Source organism: Bacillus sp. UMB0728 (assembly GCF_002858875.1).
Taxonomy (GTDB): domain Bacteria; phylum Bacillota; class Bacilli; order Bacillales; family Cytobacillaceae; genus Bacillus_AB; species Bacillus_AB infantis.
On the sequence record NZ_PKLA01000003.1, the window covers coordinates 178,676 to 194,343 of the forward strand.

General features: G+C 33.2%; 39 protein-coding genes. 1 reads left to right on the forward strand and 38 read right to left on the reverse strand.

Annotated features, from left to right (window positions below; translation table 11 throughout):
• Window positions 1-52: 52 nt before the first annotated feature.
• The 17 genes from CYJ37_RS11815 to CYJ37_RS11875 form a co-directional block, all read right to left on the reverse strand.
• The gene (locus tag CYJ37_RS11815) at window positions 53-298 is read right to left on the reverse strand and encodes a hypothetical protein (protein WP_101549943.1); all 246 of its coding nucleotides are present in this window, start codon (window positions 296-298) and stop codon (window positions 53-55) included.
• 68 nt (window positions 299-366) lie between these two features.
• Window positions 367-1,179, reverse strand: coding sequence for a metallophosphoesterase family protein (locus CYJ37_RS11820; protein WP_101549945.1), 813 nt, complete (start codon window positions 1,177-1,179; stop codon window positions 367-369).
• Between the two features lie 32 nt (window positions 1,180-1,211).
• Window positions 1,212-1,589 carry a hypothetical protein gene (locus CYJ37_RS11825; RefSeq protein ID WP_101549946.1) on the reverse strand — a complete coding sequence of 126 codons (378 nt, stop codon included), beginning with the start codon at window positions 1,587-1,589 and terminating at the stop codon, window positions 1,212-1,214.
• Window positions 1,590-1,628: 39 nt separating this feature from the next.
• Window positions 1,629-1,955 (reverse strand): hypothetical protein, encoded by a 327-nt coding sequence (locus CYJ37_RS11830; protein WP_101549948.1) that lies wholly within the window; start codon window positions 1,953-1,955, stop codon window positions 1,629-1,631.
• A gap of 33 nt (window positions 1,956-1,988) precedes the next feature.
• Complete coding sequence (locus tag CYJ37_RS11835) at window positions 1,989-2,243, reverse strand: hypothetical protein (RefSeq protein ID WP_101549950.1); 255 nt, start codon at window positions 2,241-2,243, stop codon at window positions 1,989-1,991.
• A 177-nt stretch (window positions 2,244-2,420) separates the two neighbouring features.
• On the reverse strand, window positions 2,421-2,663 hold the full coding sequence (locus CYJ37_RS11840; RefSeq protein ID WP_101549952.1) for a hypothetical protein: 243 nt from the start codon (window positions 2,661-2,663) through the stop codon (window positions 2,421-2,423).
• A gap of 11 nt (window positions 2,664-2,674) precedes the next feature.
• Window positions 2,675-2,824: a hypothetical protein gene (locus CYJ37_RS27190; RefSeq protein ID WP_180827327.1), complete on the reverse strand. Its 150-nt coding sequence runs from the start codon at window positions 2,822-2,824 to the stop codon at window positions 2,675-2,677.
• Window positions 2,825-2,846: 22 nt separating this feature from the next.
• The gene (locus tag CYJ37_RS11845; protein WP_101549954.1) at window positions 2,847-3,149 is read right to left on the reverse strand and encodes a hypothetical protein; all 303 of its coding nucleotides are present in this window, start codon (window positions 3,147-3,149) and stop codon (window positions 2,847-2,849) included.
• Between the two features lie 36 nt (window positions 3,150-3,185).
• Entirely contained in the window at window positions 3,186-3,638 is a 453-nt protein-coding gene (locus CYJ37_RS11850; RefSeq protein ID WP_101549956.1) for a macro domain-containing protein, read from the reverse strand.
• A gap of 26 nt (window positions 3,639-3,664) precedes the next feature.
• On the reverse strand, window positions 3,665-4,375 hold the full coding sequence (locus tag CYJ37_RS11855) for a DNA polymerase beta superfamily protein (RefSeq protein ID WP_101549958.1): 711 nt from the start codon (window positions 4,373-4,375) through the stop codon (window positions 3,665-3,667).
• A gap of 39 nt (window positions 4,376-4,414) precedes the next feature.
• The gene (locus CYJ37_RS11860) at window positions 4,415-4,726 is read right to left on the reverse strand and encodes a hypothetical protein (RefSeq protein WP_101549960.1); all 312 of its coding nucleotides are present in this window, start codon (window positions 4,724-4,726) and stop codon (window positions 4,415-4,417) included.
• Between the two features lie 42 nt (window positions 4,727-4,768).
• The gene (locus CYJ37_RS27195) at window positions 4,769-4,930 is read right to left on the reverse strand and encodes a hypothetical protein (protein ID WP_180827328.1); all 162 of its coding nucleotides are present in this window, start codon (window positions 4,928-4,930) and stop codon (window positions 4,769-4,771) included.
• 24 nt (window positions 4,931-4,954) lie between these two features.
• Window positions 4,955-5,110 carry a hypothetical protein gene (locus CYJ37_RS27200; protein ID WP_180827329.1) on the reverse strand — a complete coding sequence of 52 codons (156 nt, stop codon included), beginning with the start codon at window positions 5,108-5,110 and terminating at the stop codon, window positions 4,955-4,957.
• A 158-nt stretch (window positions 5,111-5,268) separates the two neighbouring features.
• Window positions 5,269-5,475 (reverse strand): hypothetical protein, encoded by a 207-nt coding sequence (locus tag CYJ37_RS11865; RefSeq protein WP_101549962.1) that lies wholly within the window; start codon window positions 5,473-5,475, stop codon window positions 5,269-5,271.
• Window positions 5,476-5,620: 145 nt separating this feature from the next.
• Window positions 5,621-5,770, reverse strand: a complete 150-nt coding sequence (locus tag CYJ37_RS27205) for a hypothetical protein (protein WP_180827330.1) — start codon at window positions 5,768-5,770, stop codon at window positions 5,621-5,623.
• Window positions 5,771-5,800: 30 nt separating this feature from the next.
• A complete protein-coding gene (locus tag CYJ37_RS11870) occupies window positions 5,801-6,946 on the reverse strand; it encodes an AimR family lysis-lysogeny pheromone receptor (RefSeq protein WP_101549963.1) in 1,146 nt (381 codons plus the stop codon).
• 548 nt (window positions 6,947-7,494) lie between these two features.
• Entirely contained in the window at window positions 7,495-8,133 is a 639-nt protein-coding gene (locus tag CYJ37_RS11875) for a helix-turn-helix domain-containing protein (protein ID WP_101549965.1), read from the reverse strand.
• Window positions 8,134-8,260: 127 nt separating this feature from the next.
• Between CYJ37_RS11875 and CYJ37_RS26870 the strand changes: the two genes are divergently transcribed.
• Window positions 8,261-8,467, forward strand: coding sequence for a hypothetical protein (locus tag CYJ37_RS26870; protein ID WP_142385263.1), 207 nt, complete (start codon window positions 8,261-8,263; stop codon window positions 8,465-8,467).
• A gap of 42 nt (window positions 8,468-8,509) precedes the next feature.
• Here the strand turns inward: CYJ37_RS26870 and CYJ37_RS11880 are convergent, their stop codons facing one another.
• The 21 genes from CYJ37_RS11880 to CYJ37_RS11960 all read right to left on the reverse strand — a co-directional run bounded on the left by CYJ37_RS11880 (window position 8,510) and on the right by CYJ37_RS11960 (window position 15,615).
• Window positions 8,510-8,755 (reverse strand): hypothetical protein, encoded by a 246-nt coding sequence (locus CYJ37_RS11880; protein ID WP_101549967.1) that lies wholly within the window; start codon window positions 8,753-8,755, stop codon window positions 8,510-8,512.
• Window positions 8,756-8,779: 24 nt separating this feature from the next.
• A complete protein-coding gene (locus tag CYJ37_RS11885; protein WP_101549969.1) occupies window positions 8,780-9,655 on the reverse strand; it encodes an AbiTii domain-containing protein in 876 nt (291 codons plus the stop codon).
• 28 nt (window positions 9,656-9,683) lie between these two features.
• Window positions 9,684-10,010 carry a hypothetical protein gene (locus CYJ37_RS11890; protein ID WP_101549971.1) on the reverse strand — a complete coding sequence of 109 codons (327 nt, stop codon included), beginning with the start codon at window positions 10,008-10,010 and terminating at the stop codon, window positions 9,684-9,686.
• A gap of 42 nt (window positions 10,011-10,052) precedes the next feature.
• Window positions 10,053-10,340 (reverse strand): hypothetical protein, encoded by a 288-nt coding sequence (locus CYJ37_RS11895; protein WP_101549973.1) that lies wholly within the window; start codon window positions 10,338-10,340, stop codon window positions 10,053-10,055.
• A gap of 28 nt (window positions 10,341-10,368) precedes the next feature.
• Complete coding sequence (locus CYJ37_RS11900; protein WP_101549975.1) at window positions 10,369-10,662, reverse strand: hypothetical protein; 294 nt, start codon at window positions 10,660-10,662, stop codon at window positions 10,369-10,371.
• Between the two features lie 133 nt (window positions 10,663-10,795).
• On the reverse strand, window positions 10,796-10,975 hold the full coding sequence (locus CYJ37_RS11905) for a hypothetical protein (RefSeq protein ID WP_101549977.1): 180 nt from the start codon (window positions 10,973-10,975) through the stop codon (window positions 10,796-10,798).
• A gap of 377 nt (window positions 10,976-11,352) precedes the next feature.
• Entirely contained in the window at window positions 11,353-11,520 is a 168-nt protein-coding gene (locus CYJ37_RS27210; protein WP_180827331.1) for a hypothetical protein, read from the reverse strand.
• A gap of 17 nt (window positions 11,521-11,537) precedes the next feature.
• Complete coding sequence (locus CYJ37_RS27215; RefSeq protein ID WP_180827332.1) at window positions 11,538-11,684, reverse strand: hypothetical protein; 147 nt, start codon at window positions 11,682-11,684, stop codon at window positions 11,538-11,540.
• A 52-nt stretch (window positions 11,685-11,736) separates the two neighbouring features.
• Window positions 11,737-11,916, reverse strand: a complete 180-nt coding sequence (locus tag CYJ37_RS11910) for a hypothetical protein (protein WP_101549979.1) — start codon at window positions 11,914-11,916, stop codon at window positions 11,737-11,739.
• A gap of 27 nt (window positions 11,917-11,943) precedes the next feature.
• Window positions 11,944-12,378 (reverse strand): hypothetical protein, encoded by a 435-nt coding sequence (locus tag CYJ37_RS11915; protein ID WP_101549981.1) that lies wholly within the window; start codon window positions 12,376-12,378, stop codon window positions 11,944-11,946.
• A gap of 181 nt (window positions 12,379-12,559) precedes the next feature.
• Window positions 12,560-12,805 carry a hypothetical protein gene (locus tag CYJ37_RS11920; RefSeq protein ID WP_142385264.1) on the reverse strand — a complete coding sequence of 82 codons (246 nt, stop codon included), beginning with the start codon at window positions 12,803-12,805 and terminating at the stop codon, window positions 12,560-12,562.
• Window positions 12,806-12,875: 70 nt separating this feature from the next.
• Entirely contained in the window at window positions 12,876-13,043 is a 168-nt protein-coding gene (locus CYJ37_RS27220) for a hypothetical protein (protein ID WP_180827333.1), read from the reverse strand.
• 46 nt (window positions 13,044-13,089) lie between these two features.
• Entirely contained in the window at window positions 13,090-13,239 is a 150-nt protein-coding gene (locus tag CYJ37_RS27225; RefSeq protein ID WP_180827334.1) for a hypothetical protein, read from the reverse strand.
• A gap of 32 nt (window positions 13,240-13,271) precedes the next feature.
• The gene (locus CYJ37_RS11930) at window positions 13,272-13,457 is read right to left on the reverse strand and encodes a hypothetical protein (RefSeq protein WP_101549986.1); all 186 of its coding nucleotides are present in this window, start codon (window positions 13,455-13,457) and stop codon (window positions 13,272-13,274) included.
• 37 nt (window positions 13,458-13,494) lie between these two features.
• Complete coding sequence (locus CYJ37_RS27230) at window positions 13,495-13,656, reverse strand: hypothetical protein (protein WP_180827335.1); 162 nt, start codon at window positions 13,654-13,656, stop codon at window positions 13,495-13,497.
• 46 nt (window positions 13,657-13,702) lie between these two features.
• On the reverse strand, window positions 13,703-13,930 hold the full coding sequence (locus tag CYJ37_RS11935; RefSeq protein ID WP_101549988.1) for a hypothetical protein: 228 nt from the start codon (window positions 13,928-13,930) through the stop codon (window positions 13,703-13,705).
• A gap of 309 nt (window positions 13,931-14,239) precedes the next feature.
• Window positions 14,240-14,452: a hypothetical protein gene (locus CYJ37_RS11940; protein ID WP_101549990.1), complete on the reverse strand. Its 213-nt coding sequence runs from the start codon at window positions 14,450-14,452 to the stop codon at window positions 14,240-14,242.
• Between the two features lie 38 nt (window positions 14,453-14,490).
• Entirely contained in the window at window positions 14,491-14,676 is a 186-nt protein-coding gene (locus CYJ37_RS11945) for a hypothetical protein (RefSeq protein ID WP_101549992.1), read from the reverse strand.
• A gap of 39 nt (window positions 14,677-14,715) precedes the next feature.
• Window positions 14,716-14,940: a hypothetical protein gene (locus CYJ37_RS11950; protein WP_101549993.1), complete on the reverse strand. Its 225-nt coding sequence runs from the start codon at window positions 14,938-14,940 to the stop codon at window positions 14,716-14,718.
• A 39-nt stretch (window positions 14,941-14,979) separates the two neighbouring features.
• Window positions 14,980-15,204, reverse strand: coding sequence for a hypothetical protein (locus tag CYJ37_RS11955; RefSeq protein WP_101549995.1), 225 nt, complete (start codon window positions 15,202-15,204; stop codon window positions 14,980-14,982).
• A 78-nt stretch (window positions 15,205-15,282) separates the two neighbouring features.
• On the reverse strand, window positions 15,283-15,615 hold the full coding sequence (locus CYJ37_RS11960) for a hypothetical protein (protein ID WP_101549996.1): 333 nt from the start codon (window positions 15,613-15,615) through the stop codon (window positions 15,283-15,285).
• Window positions 15,616-15,668 lie beyond the last annotated feature (53 nt).

Here is a 15,668-nt window from a genome sequence, read left to right on the forward strand (position 1 = left end):
CTCCCCCTAATCAAGTGAAAGCATTATTATATTAAGTCTTTTTTCGTATAGTTCAGTATTTATCAATAACTTTTCCATCTTCGTCCAAGTCGTAATTGCTATCCTCGCTAAGTGTATACTGGACTTCTTTAAAATTACCTTGTACAACCTCACTGCTTTCAAAGTCGTAAGAACGACCCTTTAAAAGCAATACTCCGTTTTTTGCTAGTGACAAGTCGATCTCTGTTGCAATGATGAAACCTAGTTCATTTTGTAGTTCAACTAATTGAGGCGTGTCTAATTTTTGATATTCTTTCATGTTTTTCATCTCCTTTTATATTAGTTTTATGTCTAATATTCTTTATAAAATCGTTCTTTGATTCTAAATCAAACTTCAAAAGTTCTGACTCCAAAATCAATTGTTGCTTCAGGAACAGTATTCCTTCTGTATCCGATATAGTTACTTGCGTAGCCTAAAGCATTCATGTGAAAATGAACACCTGCCTTATTGAAGTCTCCTTTAGAATGATCATGACCACAAATCCAATGCTTAGAATTAATAAATGGCACATCCACTCTATAGCAAGCATTAGGTTTCTCCTTTGAAATAGGTGGATGAATAGGCGGAACATGAGAAACAAATACGTCTATCTCTTCTAACTCCAAGTCTTTATACCAGTTCAATGACAGTTCATTAAGGTATCTTGCTACATTATTTGCTGTCAGACTATTGATTTTTATAAATCTGGAATCATTTGATACTGTTCTATAAAATGTCCAATCCATTAATGATTCCGGTAAATACCACATTGCATCACCAGCAAATTTGACGCCTCTGTAGACATCTTTATTCTTGATAAGTGGAACAACATTATTAATTGCTGAAGCCCTTTCTATAAGTTCATTTAAGCGTCCTAAGGAGTCTCCATATTTCTTTTTTTGACTCTTTGATATTAGGTAAAGATCATGATTGCCAAATGTAAAATACACTCTCTCGTAATTCTTGGCAGCCTCTTCAAGAATCCATATGGATTGACAATTAAATTCTGAGAAATCGCCTGCCAGTATGAGTGCTTCTCCATTCCCATTTTGGATTAACCTTTCTGTCAATTGCTTAGTCCGTTTTTCCCATTTAAGTTGGTTTTCTGTCCATATCATCCAATGGTTAAAATGAAGATCCGATGCATAATCAATTTTCATAAACACATTTCTCCTCAATTAAAATCTACTTTTTATTTAGTTATTTCTTTAATAAAATCAAATTCCCCTAGTTTTTCTAAGTACAGGTAGTCTTCAATTCTTTTAGACATCCTACTTTTATTTCGATAAGAGTTATTTTTTGTATTATGTAATATCTCATCAGATATATTAAAACAGCTCGCTACTTGTAGTAAGAGTCTCCTGTATTTTAGTGCATTCTTATTTGACAATCCTCTTGCTTCAGGACTTGTAAGAATTACCATTGTTTCGTCATCTGGAGCAGGACGCTGACCCCATAAACTTCGATCATATATCTCTGTTTGGTAATCATACCATAGCCACAGTAATTCAGCTTTTTCATAAGCATCATCTTGAACCCATTCTGAAATATATTCTTGTTTAAAGTTCATTTCACACCTCCAAATAAAAGGATCATTTTTTATAGTAGATTATGAGTCTACCTTTAGTACTTCTCTTGCAAATATATTTCTATCAGTCATTGGTCTTACCTGAAAATTAGAAACATCCTTAGCAAATTGCTTGAAATAGTCGGTTATATCCGTACCATTGTCTTTATCATAAGCTTTAATCAACTCTGCTTCTTCAAAATCTCGACCTTTAATTTCCTTATCCGCACTGTCAAAGGCTCTTATACAGTCATTCGCCCATATTAAAATACTTCCCCTACCTGATTTGACGGGTCTTTGATATTGAAGAAAATAAACTCCTGTTATTACTTCACCACTGGTTAATTTCATATCAAATAATACGTCCATGTTCACCTCTCCTTTTAAGATCAATTAAATGTTTTACTTGGTTTTAAAATAGAAATTTGGTCTATATCCTTTGAAAAATAATCCTTTATCATTCTTTTGTTCGGCTTGCTTCTTGTAACTTTCCTTAGTCATTTCCTCTGCCAGTTTAATATTCACTTTCTTAAGCACCTTCTCACTGTCCTGAAGCCACTGTTTCCACTCTGGATGGTCTGCTTTCTCACTTTTCTTTTGTCTAATAATATCCCCTTCTAGGGCTGCTTTGAGTATTTCTAATTCTCTAATTGTCATGTCTTTCACCCCTTCAAATCAACCTTATATTTTAATGCAACATATCCCAATACTTTAAGGATTTTAATCTATATTCTTCGGTTCTCACATTATATCGATACCATTTACGAAGGTAATATTTTGCCAACTGTTTGTGATACCAGTTCTTCATTCCCGCACTCCTTTAAAACTAACTTTTTATTCAGATCTAATCCAATTATAAAATCCAACCGGATCAACCTTTGAAAGATTCTTCATCTCTTCTGCACCATCTATACTGCCTGCTTGATAGCCAATTAGAAAAGCACCTTCAACGGTTTCTATAATATCCTTTGGTAATTTAATTCTATCTAACCCCACTCTCTTTCTATAAGCCAGTAAAGCTTCCTGTTCTTTCTTATCTAGATATTCATCCATCATTTGCTCCATTTTGCTATCCATCGATATCACCCTTATTTAATTATTATTATATTATAACTTTTAGCCCACTTATCAAACTCATTCTGCTGCCCCATACTATAAGCTAGATTTATCATGTAAGCCTCATTCTCAGTTAAACTTCTTCCAAACATTTTTTCTAAGTACCGCTTTACTCCTTCCATCTAAAAACCTCCCTATATCGTATTAATCATAAATATATGTAGTTCTTTTTCCGAATGGTATACCTAAAAATTTGTACGTTTTTATATGAGTTTCTTTAGGTTCGGGAACAACTTTATACTCAATGACTTGATAGTGATCGTCACTTATCACTATTTCATTATTGTGTTTTGGTAGTCTATTGCTGGTGACAACTACATAACCATGACCTAATCTTTTTACTGTATACTCATAGCCAACAATGTGATCCCCAACATTAAACGGATTGGATACGGCTTCAACAGTATCACCTATTTCTGCATGTCTATTAAGATATACTTTCTCCAACACTTAGCTCTCCTCTTTCCAGATACAATTTCTGTTTTAATTGAACTTATAAAGCACTACTTCATAATTGTTAAACACCTCATCAATAATTGCGTAAACTTCTTCCCAATCTCCACCAGCCAGCCCACAACCAATTCCAAAAGGCAATGCGACAGATAGATCATGCTCCTTGGCGATGCTTCTTAAATGTCTAAAAGCATTCTCCAAAGCTCCATAGTGAGTGTACACAAGCTTTTGTCTGCCATAGCTAGATTGACCGAATAAATTGGCTACCCACTTATTTTCACCACATGTGACAAGTTGCATTCGACCTAACAAAGCTTTCTTACCGCACTCATTAATAAATTCTATATAATTTGTATAGACTTCTGGATATTTATTTCTAATCTGTTTAGCAAGACCTGCTCCCATAACTCCCTGACAATTTACCTGATGACCAATAATGTTTTCAGGGGCATTCAGAATATTACCTTCAACAATCCTAATCATAACTCCAACTCCATATTATTTAATTATTATTTCAACTCTAAATAAATTTGATCTTCAACATTCCGCTTCACAGTGTTATAAAGCCATTCTTTAGTTGCTAAATCTTCTTTCTTAACTTTATATGCAGGTTTAATTGCTGCTAAAAGCTTCTCAGATCCTTCAAGAAAGACATTTAATTCTGTTTCAGTTTCAAAATACCCAGACCTAATCTTCAATAGTGTATTTCTCATGGGTTCTTCATTGTAATATGTAAATGCTTTTGAAAAATTCCAATTTAAGCTTTCATACCTTTGTAAAAAGTCAACTATTCTAACTTTTGATGCAGCATGTTTGTATACTTTCTTCCATTCTCCCCTAGCTAAATCTCTTTCATAATCTTTCTTTTTCTTGTGGTACATTCCCATACAAGCATCATAGAGATAGGGCAAATTCATACTTGCTATGTGTTCCCTTTTCTCAGATAGCTCCTTAAATAGTCCGTCATTCGTATGTACTTCAGTTGAAAATAATACCTCTACAAAATTCACATTACTTTTCCATAGCATATCAGGCAACTTACGAATGTCATGATGTTCAATGTCCTCAGTGTCTCCAGTAACAGCCTTGGAGTATTTCTCACCGGAATAGAGATCCTCAAACGATGGATAGAAAAACTCCTTGTAATCCCTATCTGAATCGACTGTATTTAAGTTGTAATTATGTGAACCAACTAAGGCTTTAAACGAACTTTTTCTCAAATTAACTCCTCCCCTTCCCTTTCAAAGTATGATTTTATATTAATCTACAAACGCATTCCCATCATCCATAACCCTTACTTCACAACTTCCACAAGTCCACAAACGCTTATATCCAGCTTTCTTTTCCTTTTTACCTCTGATCAACTTACCTTCATCACAAACTGGGCATATACCATTTATCACTTTTGCACGTTTAACTCTTTGCTCTTCTCTTATTCGTCTTCTCTCATTTCGTTCAGCCTTTTCCTGCGGTGTCAATTTAGCTTCTTGAGATGCTATAGATGACATCAGTGCTCCGTACATTGTATACGGATTGTCGGAAATAACATCTAGTATCTCTTTCCCATTCATTCTATTCACCTACCTATTTCATTGTTTAATTAGTTTGATTAATTATGTATTAACAGGCTGCAATACTTCTTCAATTACCTGCTTTGTTTCTCCCTTAAAGTGAATCCCGTTCTCTTTTAAGATTTTAAACAATTTCTGTATTACTTCTTGATGATCCATTTCAGATTGAACATCCAACTCTCCATCAATTTTAAACACAGACACTTGAAATCACCTCCTTACATTCAATTAACTTGTTTTAAGTTGCTTTTTAATTTCCACAGGTGATTTAGGTGGGCTGCCAACCATAGATAGGGACATAGCATGATAAGTATAATTCGAATAGAACTCACGATATTGTTTTTCCATCTTCTTATATTTTAATGATACAAGTTTACTTGACATTGAGACAGCCTCCTTGACTAAAACAGTTATCTTATATTTCTTATTATATAAGCACTTAGTCTCAATGTAAAGTATTTAATTGTTTTATTTTAAAAAATATAGTTAAATAAGCAGGTGTTAGATTGTTTTCTAATACTACCTGCCTATAACTATATAATTCACGCATATTGTAGCTCATCTTCTGTGTAGTTTGTTTCTGGCTCTGTGAGGTTAATAAAGGAGTCTGAAGCTAAGTCATGATCACATTTGCAAAGTGTCTTCCAGCATAAGCAGCATTGCTCTTCTTTAGCTTCGTATTTGAGGGTAATTGGCAGGTAAGCATATTGTAGGCGAGATAGTGAGTAAACTTCATTTGATTTTTTCATTTTAATATTCCTCCCTAGTTTTAGTTCCAATTTTGGCTTATCCTAAATTTGGATTCTTTCTTTTTAACTACAAAGGGTGTCCAGTGGAATTTACCACGGACACCCTTTAATAGTATGTATTGCTAATTATTGCTTAAGTTTTAATTCACCCCGGAGGACGAGTTCCTTGACCCGGATCTAGCATCGGCTGAACTAATGCAGCTGACTCAGTTGTTTCGGTTGTAGTTTTTACAACGCCTACTACACCAGCAAGTAGCATAGTTGAAACAGCGATTTTAATAATGATCTTTTTCATGTATTTCACCTCCTTTCAAGCTTCGACATTTTAAGCACTTAATACTTCAATGATATTCTGATTAATCCCTTTTACCTGCAACTCTCTAATCGGGAGCATTTTGTAAAACTTATCTCCTGATTCGTTGAAATACTTTATAGATTTATAAAGCATATTTTCATCATCAAAAAGCAGAGCTTGATAATAACAGTTAAATGCTTTCTGATAAACTGAAAGTTCATCAACTTCTATTTGAGCTAGTACAGCTTTACCTTTTTCTATTTCGCCATTTTTAGCATAGTAGAAGAGTTCATTACTTAAGTCTCCATTAAACACGTACTGATCAAATTTACCCCAAAGGATGGAAAGGAAGTTTTTACTGTTTCTTACTTGCTCCTCTACAACCCCATCAACATTTTCCAAACACCTGTTATATAATTCTAATGCTTTTTCATAATTTGTTAGCATATATGAGTTACCAATAGTCAGGAAAGCGTAGTATTTTAACGGATCTAAAGCATTTTCAATTGCAAAGATGTTTTCTTTTACTTTAGCAGTTAACTTATTATGCAAGTTAACATCACCTTCTATAAGAAATAATCTTGCTAGGAATGATGATTTGGTAAAGGTGTTGACGATATTATCAATTTCTCCCTTAATATCACTATACAAAGTTTCCATCATTTTAATGTTCCTCATGTCCTCAAAGATATAATAGAGAACAATTTTAGAATATACTTTCATTTCTGGGCTAGTATATTTTCTTTGAGATAATAAGTTAATTGCCTCAAAAGATCCTAATTCCTTTACCATTGTTAGATGGTCAATATTGTATACATAAGCCCAATCAACACTATGGTCATTATCTGAATTTAGAAGCTTATTAATCATATGAACTTTCATTTCTCTTAGTCCGTACAATGCTGCATACTCTATCATGAATCTTGCTGTCATTCTGTTAGGGTTTAGAGTTTTAGCAAATTCGAACATTAGATCGAATTTTTCTTCTGGGAAAAGTTCATGGACAATATATACAAAGCTGTCAAACAGTTCAATGTCACCGTCATTTTTTCTTAATGTTTTCATTAAACTTGAGCCGCTAGAGAAACTAGTCATCTTAGCCATCTTAGTAGCAAGCCCTCTCTCAGATTCCAGACGATTGATCAACATTTGTCTTAGTCCTTTTTGCTCTTCCATTTCCCTCACCCTTTTACATATTTGTAAATTTCTTGTTAATATAAATTTACCATCTTTCTGGGTGTTTGTCTATATGTTTATTAAATTATTTTTTCTTAAAGTGTTCATATGCCTAGAATAATACCTAATACTGAAATACAAAGGATTCGTAAGAAATAAGCTGATTATCTACCCAATACCGCAGATTTTGACCAAACTCATTCTTTAGCTCATTGACCTTTTTCCTCTTGTCAAACTGATCTGCAAATTCAATAGTCCCAAAAATTATGTATTCTTTCATCGTTCCTTCTCACCTTTCTTATTATATCTATTTATTTTGTTTTGGCAACCGGAAAAGAAAACTTTTCCAGATTATTTATTCTTCTATGACTATCTTAGTATATGTATCCAATACTTGCCCTGCCAGTAAGCTAATTAGCACATCATTCTTACTGGCAGCCATCATTACTTCATCGTATATGCAGCGATTACCGTTATAAATTTTTACATAGTAGGTGTTCATGATGTCATTTACCCTCATTTTCAGTCATAAATTTCTTATAAAATCACTATTTTAAACGTTCCTCAAATGGTCTAATTCCAACTGTCGAATAGCTTTCAAGAATTTCATCAACTGATTTATTCAGTTCATCCAATGTTTTAAATTTGTAATCAAATAACCTTGCATCAGAACTATCATTAATGACTAGCTCCCAATTCTGCATGATGGGATTTTCCCGTACATAATAAGTAAAAGGAGCTTTATTGGACACAATATCGTCCATAATCCAATTTGTCATTGGTACTCTAACATATCTATCCACATACTCACCAGAAAGACTCTGTACTTCATCCATTAATCTATTTACTTTACTAAATAGCCTATCCTTTTCACTCTGAGATGTCTTATCATTAAAAGCATTGTTTGCAAAATCCATTTTAGCTTCATTTAAAAGCATTAAAGTAAACTCGATTTTGTTTTTTATGTTTTCCATTTGCTTAGTTTGATCTGTTAACCCTAATAAGAAATCAGAACGTTCATTAAAATATACAGCAATCCTTGCTAATGTTTCTATTTTTGGTTTAGATTCTCCATATTGCAATTTTTGGAAACCACTTAAAGTTATTCCCAAGTCTGCTGCTACCTCTTTTTGCCCTAAACGCTTTGTTTCTCTAAGCCATTTTAGCCTTTCAGCCAATACATCCATATAAAAATTCCCTTCCCCGCCCACATACATAGTGTTGCTGTGTAATTTAATATAGCATTAATTGTTTACATTTCTATCCACACTATGTAATATAATACATAAGCAATACGTATTGAGGCGCAATGACATGATTACTTATATTTTATTATACCCGGAAGGAAGATTGCAATTAATGGATGAATTCAAAGGCTATACAGTTGATATGTTTGCAAATGGATTGGACAACCTTTTAAAAAATTCAGTAGGTGCGACTATGACCTTTACTGATGCATATGGTAACAATGTTGATGTCTATGTTTATATAGATCAGTTTAAAGAGATAATAGAAGAATAATAGACTGTGTACCTGCTTTAAGTTGCAGCTTAGAGCAGGTATTTACTTGCCATTGTATAGTTCAGATAAATCTTTGCTGTAATATTCGTCTTCTGCTTCAGTTACAATACCGTCTCTATTGCTATCTGCAGGATCATATTTACTGGGTTCATTATCTCCGAAAAAATGATTCCATAGCATAACAGGTGAGTATAATAACATCATCATAATAATAAATAGGATAAAGGTAAAGATGTAGCCAAGTATTCCTTTTGCACCTTCAATAAAATTCTCAAGAGCTGCTTTCATTTAGCTCCTCCTGTAGAATAAGTATTATATAGAATTCATTCCTTGTTGAATTAATGTTGTTAACTGTTCAGTTAAAGCTGATTCACTAGCTCCACTAACAATTCGCCCAATTGCGGTCAAACTACCTTTAATAACTCCTACTTTAGGTTCGTTCCCCTCCAGTTGCTCTCTAATTTTCTGTACTTCCGCTTCTAAGTTTGCTCGTTCAGACTCTGCTACATCTACATTTTCAATCTTAACCTTTATCTGATCAATAATCTTGGATAACTGTTCTAAATCATTATTAACTTGTTTTGAGGATGTTGTTCCTTGTTGAAGTTGCGAATTATACATATTATGGATATAAGTTACATATTTAGAATCAGAAGCTGTTTCTTTTTCTTCTTCTGAAAAAGTCATCCCTTCACCTAATATACCGTCTTTTTCTAATTTTAAAGACCAATCTAATATTGTAGATTTAACAAAATCCAATATTTTAAATATTTGATTCCTTGGTATATGAAGTGAGGCTTCTAGCCCTATACTTTGATATAGGTTAGTTGATGCTTCGCTTGGAAATTCCATACGAAACCCTTCGGTAGAACTTTGGTATAATTCTTCCAATTCTGCTATAGACTGTGAAACCAACCTAGTTGAATACGCTTCTTCAGTTTCATCGTTAGGAAAGTGTACTATCTTCCATCCATGATAAGGATTAAAAGCTTTAACATTACCTCTTATCACTCTGTATTTTGGTATCTCTGCATTTTCCTCATATCCAAATAATTCAGCTTCAATCCACTTTGAGAATTCTTCTAGTTCAAGTTTTTTAGCTATAATATAACCCTTTCTTACAAGCTCGGATACCTTTTCGTTACTATTCCACGCAGCTAATTGAAGATCCAGTACCAATGAGTTCAAAACATACGCTCCCCTTAAAATGATTATTTCAATTGGATTTTACCCAATCTTTTCCAAAACCTTCTTTGCAATATTTCCCTGTTTCAAAAGACATAGTGTGTAAAACAATTTGCAAAACAGTTTCCATTTCTCTATGCAGCGTCATATAATGCTCCTCTAGACTATTAATGTTTTGCTCTTCCAAATGACTCCCAGTTAAAATAAAATGGATGTCTTGTATAACATCGCTATTCCCATAAGGTCTTTTGGGATCAATTCGAGGTGCTCCTGTTTCAATATCTCTCCAGCCTACATACATATTTTGCAGAAGCTTTAAATGCTCTGATTTTAGTTCGAAAGATTCTCTAAACTCCAACACCTCCCCCCCAACTCCTTTTATCCAAACAATTGTATGCCATTAGGAATACATCTCTCTTAATTCTTCATTAATTTCATTTAATTTTTGCTCATCCGGTAACGATAAGTACAATTTAGATAGTAAATCGAATATCTCCACATTTTGTTCTCTTGATGCTAAAGAGTATTGCTGTTCAGTTTTCTCTTTAATAATTTCTAGAATTGCTCGAAGTGAATCTGTTTGAATTGTGTTCATACTATTGAAAAGTGCCATAGCCTTATTTTGAAACTTCACTTTTGCCCTCTCGTGATCTAATTGAGATTCCAATTCCATTATCCGTTGTTTCATGCTATCACCTTCATCCTTTCTATATAGATTATTTCTTGCCAAATGTCATTGTAATCAATTCGTTTACCTGCTTCTCATCCATTCCAGCTTCCAGCATCTGCTGTCTAAGCCTCTCAATTGATTTCTTACTTGCAATGTCTTCATTCTCTTTAAACTCCTCAAAATGAGTATTACAGTAAAACTGGCTGCTATATCTTTCTCCATTATTCCAGCTTGCAGGTGGCTCACCTATTCTGACTTCTGTTGTTGCTAGTGAGTCACACTTCCAACATTTATTATCACCGTGATAAGTTAAGTAAGTAGTTCCTTCATAAGGTGGCATTTGATCTCCCTCTTTCCAATTAACTACTTAAATTTTACCTTATTCTTTCCAGTTATCCTACAACAATTATTAATATTCTAACTGCAAAGAATATCTTTCTTAATTATTATATTAGTTTGTTTTATATTAAATGTCAACCAAATTTTGCTATCCATAATACATTTTCTTTTCCCGGTTCCCAATCTGCAGTCAGTGACCTTTTCAATATGTTAGGATCTGCTGCCACTTCAACTTGATAAGGCTGTGATTCCATAGTTAATTTATGCTGCAGCTCATACCTCTCAGGCTCCTTCTTAACAATTAACGCATACATTTAACCACTCCTAAACCATCTTATTAGCCCACACATCAAACTTAACTGGCGGAATACCCATAGCACTGCACATTGATTTATAAGCCTTATATTCTTCTCTGAGTCTAATTATTAACATATCTATTCACTCCGCTTTCTGATATTATATTTAAGTAAATCTAACTGTAGGTGATTGCATGAACAAAGAATTCAAAGGATATGATACAACAGTCATTCATGACTTCAAGGATGTTCCTGACGTTAAATCTGGACGTTGTGATAACTGTGATTCCACTAAATTTAAAAGCCAAATTATAGATAGAATGTTCGTCCGTGAATGTACTGTTTGCGGTATGAAGAAGAGTATCTGATATGTAGCCCTGTATCTGTACAGGGTTTTATAATGATTTTAATCCAAACCTATTCTTCAAATGTTTCTTCTTCTCTATATCCTTTTCTAAGTCATTCCTCTGGGCAATCATTAAAGTTAACTCAGTTTGTTTCTGTCTGATCAAGGTGTTGAGTTCGTTTAGCTTTTCTGATTGCTCTTTAAGTTCTTCACTCACACAATCACACCTTATATTTAATTATTTAATTTGTCCGAAACATGAATTCCTTTATCTTTTAATTCTCCAATAAGTTGTACTATTAGGTCTGTAAGCATTGTAACTTGGCACTCCAATTGAAAAATCCTATCTTCATTTGTTTCTTCAGGCATAAAAGGTTTCATTCTAATTCCCTCCTTACAATTTTGTGTCTAATATTCCGATATAACTTTCATTTTATGCAAAATACCAAATAGACTTTTTACACTGGTTACAAGTTATTCCTGTTTCATCATGTTCCGCCCAAAATTCATATTTCTTAACGTCCTTTCTTACAAGCAAGCCTCTTTCATCATCTTCTGAATCCTCATATGGAACAAACTCCATTTCATTACCACAATCACAGACAAGTTTCATTTCCTACTCCCCAATCAAATATAATTTTTAACTGAATTCTGATTTACTCCAACAATATCCATCCTTATCTTCAAAATCCCCTCTAAATTTACCTTCATTTAACCCTAGAAATTCTTTCTCTAATTCTTCCCATGTCATCACATATCCATATTCATCTACGACTTCATATTTATCTTTGTTTTTATTATAGAAGGATCTCATTTCTGAAACAGTGTTGTATAGCTCATTGTTTGTCTTAAGTAAAACTTTCCACCCATATGCAAACTGCCCTATATGAATCAGACATTCTTCATCGGATATTTGAGTAGCGTTCTCAATATCCATCTTCTTAAAGACTAAATTTCTTTCAAAATTCTCTTCCAAGATGGAAAATATCTTATTTACATGTTCTTTTATCTGGCTGTTAGCCTTGTTAATTCTATTGTATCCTTCTTTATCTCTAAAGTAATAATTTGTACTCACGCTTTTCAACTCCCTTTAAAAGATATTTTTTATTCCCTAATTCCTACTCAGCAACATCTTCTTAACCATCTCAATTAGAAAAGGTGACTTTGAGGGAAAGATAAACTCCTGACCCTTCCCCTTCTCTGTATATTCTTCAGCATCCTTAAAAAGTCGGGCAAAATTAAACTCGCTTATATCCTTATTCATTGTCCCATCCTAGAATTTTAAGATGCTCTTTTTCCTCTTCATACTCCCTGTGGGAAATCCAATCATTAATTTCATTTAGACGTTCTTTCAAGTCATCTAGTTCCCTATTAAGCTTGTCGATATAGTATTCTGACCTTTCCCTGCTTAGCTCATTTTCCGTCTCATTAATAAACTCTTCATATTGAGATCTGTAAAATTTCAAATCATTCAAATCCATACCTGAAAGATTATCAGCCATATAACATTCCCATTCCCCTTTTTTAAAGTGTAAGTTCATACTGGCAAATTTTTCATAGAAAATCAATCATTTATTTAGTTTGCACAAGACCATTCTCTATTTCCTCACCCAGCTTCTTGCGTTTCTGATCAAGCAATTCAAGGCTTTCGTCCACTGTATATATCCCTTGGCTTACTTTCTCAGCAAGCATTAAAGATTCCTTTTTTATTTCTTCAAGATAGTAGTCGTAAATATTCAAATTGCTCACCTCACCTTTCAATATAAAATGGATATTTCGTGGTGAATCACTCATCTATTTCTATGGCATATCCTCTTTCTAATTCGTCACATTTGATTCCCTTAATCTCATCTCCAAAATTTCCTACAGAACCAACTTTTATTTCAGCATCCATTTCACAGTCCAGTAATAAATTGATCAATTCTCTAACTGTCATTTCAGTATCTCCTTTTCCGAAGTAATCAGATTTTATCTTAAATTCCTACTCACAACTAATCCCCCGTAATACGTTTGAATGTCATAAAGTATTGTCTTTCCTGTAGAATCGCCTATAAGTTTCCTTGCTAAGTATATAGCCTTTTCTGGATCTGCTGCCATTACAATAGTCTCTGTAATATACAAATTTTCTTCGAGTGTAACTTTATATAGTTTCATGGTTCCTCCCCTTGAAATCAACATTTCATACCAACCATTAGACGTATTCAACAAAAACACGGTTAATTAATGTGTAGCCATCTTGTTTCATTCCCTCAACATAAGCCAGTGTTTGACCTTTTTCAATTTCATCCAAAGTAAATGTCTCTCTTTGGATGTCACCATCTCTTTTGTGCTTAAATACATATTGAATTTTCATAACATCTTCCCCTTTTCCTATAAATTTAGAATTAGATACGAATTTCTTATCTCATATCATCTCTTTGAACTATATAACTTTTAAAATATTCCCAATTTCTTTCTATTTCCTTGATATTTCTAGAAATATAATTCTCGGCTACTTCATCACTAATTAATCCTTCTGCTGACATCTGATACATCATCTCAATTTTGCTTACAGAATCCGCAAACCCCTGTGCATAATTTTTAGCATAGTTTAACCGATATTGTGACAGTCCATGTTTACTCTCCACATTAATTCCTCCTCGTTATTCTCTTGCGAATTTTTACTCTTTATTTTACACAAACTAACCTCATGAAAAAGTTCATCGTATACTCATTACTATCCGTCAGTTTCTGTCTCTGGGCTGCTTTAGTTATAAGCAATTTCCTATTCACCTTATTACCACAACTCACTAAACTGTTTAATTAACTTGTTTCATCTTTAACAAACCAACTAACAAGGTCAATCTCAAAGTATTTAGTTATCGTAACTGCTGCCCCAATTAGTCCAAAGAACACTCCAATAAACATTATGTATCCCATGATTGACCTCCTTAGTTTTAGAAGCTCATTGCCTGTTCCTGTAATGCGTAAAATTTAGCTTTATCAAATCCATATTGCTTTTCTAACCGTTTGAATAGTCGCTGCATCTTAGCCTCATATTGACCGTGTATAACGTCAATTAGATGATCATGAGTAAAGTTAAGGTTCCAGCATTGAAACTTGATATCGTCCATCCATTTGCGTATAAGTAAGGCGTATGTTTTTAACATGGTTATTCTCCTTTATGTGATTGTTTTGTTTTAATTATTCACTTACCTTTTAATCCATTTCTTTTTATACTAAATTCAGCTAATAAATGTGTTCTTCCATAAAAGTCTATTACCTGATATTCCTTGCTTAATTCATAGCCCTCACGGAACATGGAAAGTATATGGTCTCTTCTTTCCTCTTCATTTTCATATTCAACTTTTAAAGCTTCCTCAACAAATTCCAATGGATATTCCCCCTTTGGTTTTCAAATCTAATAGTTATTTTATTCACTTGTCATATCCAGTAAATAAAGAAGTGTTTTTAATTCCATACATGACACATCTACTGCTGAACCTAATCCCTGAACTTCTCCCATTCGATTGATTTGCTGCAGATTATTCTTTTCTAATCTTAATAACAATAGTTCCATTGACCTCTTTAATGATTCAGCTTGACCACGTAATCTATCTTTTGTTAAATCAATATCAATCTGTAATTGCTCTTTCATTTTAATACCTCCATTATTTTTAAAATCACATTCTAATTGTCAATTTATTTGGTCATTCTTTTTCTCTAATGCTTTTCGTTTATTTACTTCACTTTCCCAAAGAATTAACTTCCAAAGTGATTTAGTAATAAACTTAAAAATAAAAGCTATCCCCTTCACGTAAAGCATCATCAGGTAAAAGATTGGAGCTAAAATTACTATTTGAAATAGCATCGGTATAGCAGCTACTAACCAAGCAGAATTCATAAATTTCTTATAATTCATCTTTCACAGCCCTCTCGAAATAGTTAACTAAAAATTCTTCATGCACTGGATATAATCCTGCAATTAAAACACAATTTGTTATTTGCTATTGAAATTAGTCCAGTCATAGCCATTTGCTTTTTGTTTTTCTTTACGTTCCTTTTCTTTGCTTAATACATTTTTCTCTTTAATGAAACTCATTACGTAGCCGCAGTCTTCACAAACATATTTATATACATCTTCGTAACTATACTGGTATTTTTTATCGCCTTCTACTTTAAATTCTATTTCTACTTTATTATCAATGAACTCATGATATATATTCTTATCTTCACCCTCTAGAGTAGAGTAAAGCTCTATTTTAGCTTCTGCTATATACTGACCTTTTTTAAAATGATTCCCCTTACAGACTAGGCAGTTAATTTCACTCATTTTTACACCTCTCATAAGTTTTCAATGATCTTTACTGAGTATATTTTCTAGTT

Excerpts from the sequence above, each read along its gene's own strand:
- CYJ37_RS27190 (WP_180827327.1), bottom strand. The coding sequence starts at position 2,824 with ATGGAAGGAGTAAAGCGGTACTTAGAAAAAATGTTTGGAAGAAGTTTA.
- CYJ37_RS11960 (WP_101549996.1), bottom strand. The coding sequence starts at position 15,615 with ATGAGTGAAATTAACTGCCTAGTCTGTAAGGGGAATCATTTTAAAAAA.
- CYJ37_RS27200 (WP_180827329.1), bottom strand. The coding sequence starts at position 5,110 with ATGTCAAGTAAACTTGTATCATTAAAATATAAGAAGATGGAAAAACAA.
- CYJ37_RS27205 (WP_180827330.1), bottom strand. The coding sequence starts at position 5,770 with ATGAAAAAGATCATTATTAAAATCGCTGTTTCAACTATGCTACTTGCT.
- CYJ37_RS11840 (WP_101549952.1), bottom strand. The coding sequence starts at position 2,663 with ATGGATAGCAAAATGGAGCAAATGATGGATGAATATCTAGATAAGAAA.
- CYJ37_RS26870 (WP_142385263.1), top strand. The coding sequence starts at position 8,261 with ATGATTACTTATATTTTATTATACCCGGAAGGAAGATTGCAATTAATG.
- CYJ37_RS11880 (WP_101549967.1), bottom strand. The coding sequence starts at position 8,755 with ATGAAAGCAGCTCTTGAGAATTTTATTGAAGGTGCAAAAGGAATACTT.
- CYJ37_RS11875 (WP_101549965.1), bottom strand. The coding sequence starts at position 8,133 with ATGGATGTATTGGCTGAAAGGCTAAAATGGCTTAGAGAAACAAAGCGT.
- CYJ37_RS11825 (WP_101549946.1), bottom strand. The coding sequence starts at position 1,589 with ATGAACTTTAAACAAGAATATATTTCAGAATGGGTTCAAGATGATGCT.
- CYJ37_RS11850 (WP_101549956.1), bottom strand. The coding sequence starts at position 3,638 with ATGATTAGGATTGTTGAAGGTAATATTCTGAATGCCCCTGAAAACATT.
- CYJ37_RS11955 (WP_101549995.1), bottom strand. The coding sequence starts at position 15,204 with ATGAATTATAAGAAATTTATGAATTCTGCTTGGTTAGTAGCTGCTATA.
- CYJ37_RS11900 (WP_101549975.1), bottom strand. The coding sequence starts at position 10,662 with ATGCCACCTTATGAAGGAACTACTTACTTAACTTATCACGGTGATAAT.
- CYJ37_RS11835 (WP_101549950.1), bottom strand. The coding sequence starts at position 2,243 with ATGACAATTAGAGAATTAGAAATACTCAAAGCAGCCCTAGAAGGGGAT.
- CYJ37_RS11815 (WP_101549943.1), bottom strand. The coding sequence starts at position 298 with ATGAAAGAATATCAAAAATTAGACACGCCTCAATTAGTTGAACTACAA.
- CYJ37_RS11895 (WP_101549973.1), bottom strand. The coding sequence starts at position 10,340 with ATGAAACAACGGATAATGGAATTGGAATCTCAATTAGATCACGAGAGG.
- CYJ37_RS11905 (WP_101549977.1), bottom strand. The coding sequence starts at position 10,975 with ATGTATGCGTTAATTGTTAAGAAGGAGCCTGAGAGGTATGAGCTGCAG.
- CYJ37_RS11830 (WP_101549948.1), bottom strand. The coding sequence starts at position 1,955 with ATGGACGTATTATTTGATATGAAATTAACCAGTGGTGAAGTAATAACA.
- CYJ37_RS11865 (WP_101549962.1), bottom strand. The coding sequence starts at position 5,475 with ATGAAAAAATCAAATGAAGTTTACTCACTATCTCGCCTACAATATGCT.
- CYJ37_RS11860 (WP_101549960.1), bottom strand. The coding sequence starts at position 4,726 with ATGAATGGGAAAGAGATACTAGATGTTATTTCCGACAATCCGTATACA.
- CYJ37_RS27230 (WP_180827335.1), bottom strand. The coding sequence starts at position 13,656 with ATGAAAATTCAATATGTATTTAAGCACAAAAGAGATGGTGACATCCAA.
- CYJ37_RS11870 (WP_101549963.1), bottom strand. The coding sequence starts at position 6,946 with ATGGAAGAGCAAAAAGGACTAAGACAAATGTTGATCAATCGTCTGGAA.
- CYJ37_RS11920 (WP_142385264.1), bottom strand. The coding sequence starts at position 12,805 with ATGGCTGATAATCTTTCAGGTATGGATTTGAATGATTTGAAATTTTAC.
- CYJ37_RS27225 (WP_180827334.1), bottom strand. The coding sequence starts at position 13,239 with ATGACAGTTAGAGAATTGATCAATTTATTACTGGACTGTGAAATGGAT.
- CYJ37_RS11930 (WP_101549986.1), bottom strand. The coding sequence starts at position 13,457 with ATGAAACTATATAAAGTTACACTCGAAGAAAATTTGTATATTACAGAG.
- CYJ37_RS11950 (WP_101549993.1), bottom strand. The coding sequence starts at position 14,940 with ATGAAAGAGCAATTACAGATTGATATTGATTTAACAAAAGATAGATTA.
- CYJ37_RS27215 (WP_180827332.1), bottom strand. The coding sequence starts at position 11,684 with ATGAAACCTTTTATGCCTGAAGAAACAAATGAAGATAGGATTTTTCAA.
- CYJ37_RS11820 (WP_101549945.1), bottom strand. The coding sequence starts at position 1,179 with ATGAAAATTGATTATGCATCGGATCTTCATTTTAACCATTGGATGATA.
- CYJ37_RS11910 (WP_101549979.1), bottom strand. The coding sequence starts at position 11,916 with ATGAAACTTGTCTGTGATTGTGGTAATGAAATGGAGTTTGTTCCATAT.
- CYJ37_RS11940 (WP_101549990.1), bottom strand. The coding sequence starts at position 14,452 with ATGTTAAAAACATACGCCTTACTTATACGCAAATGGATGGACGATATC.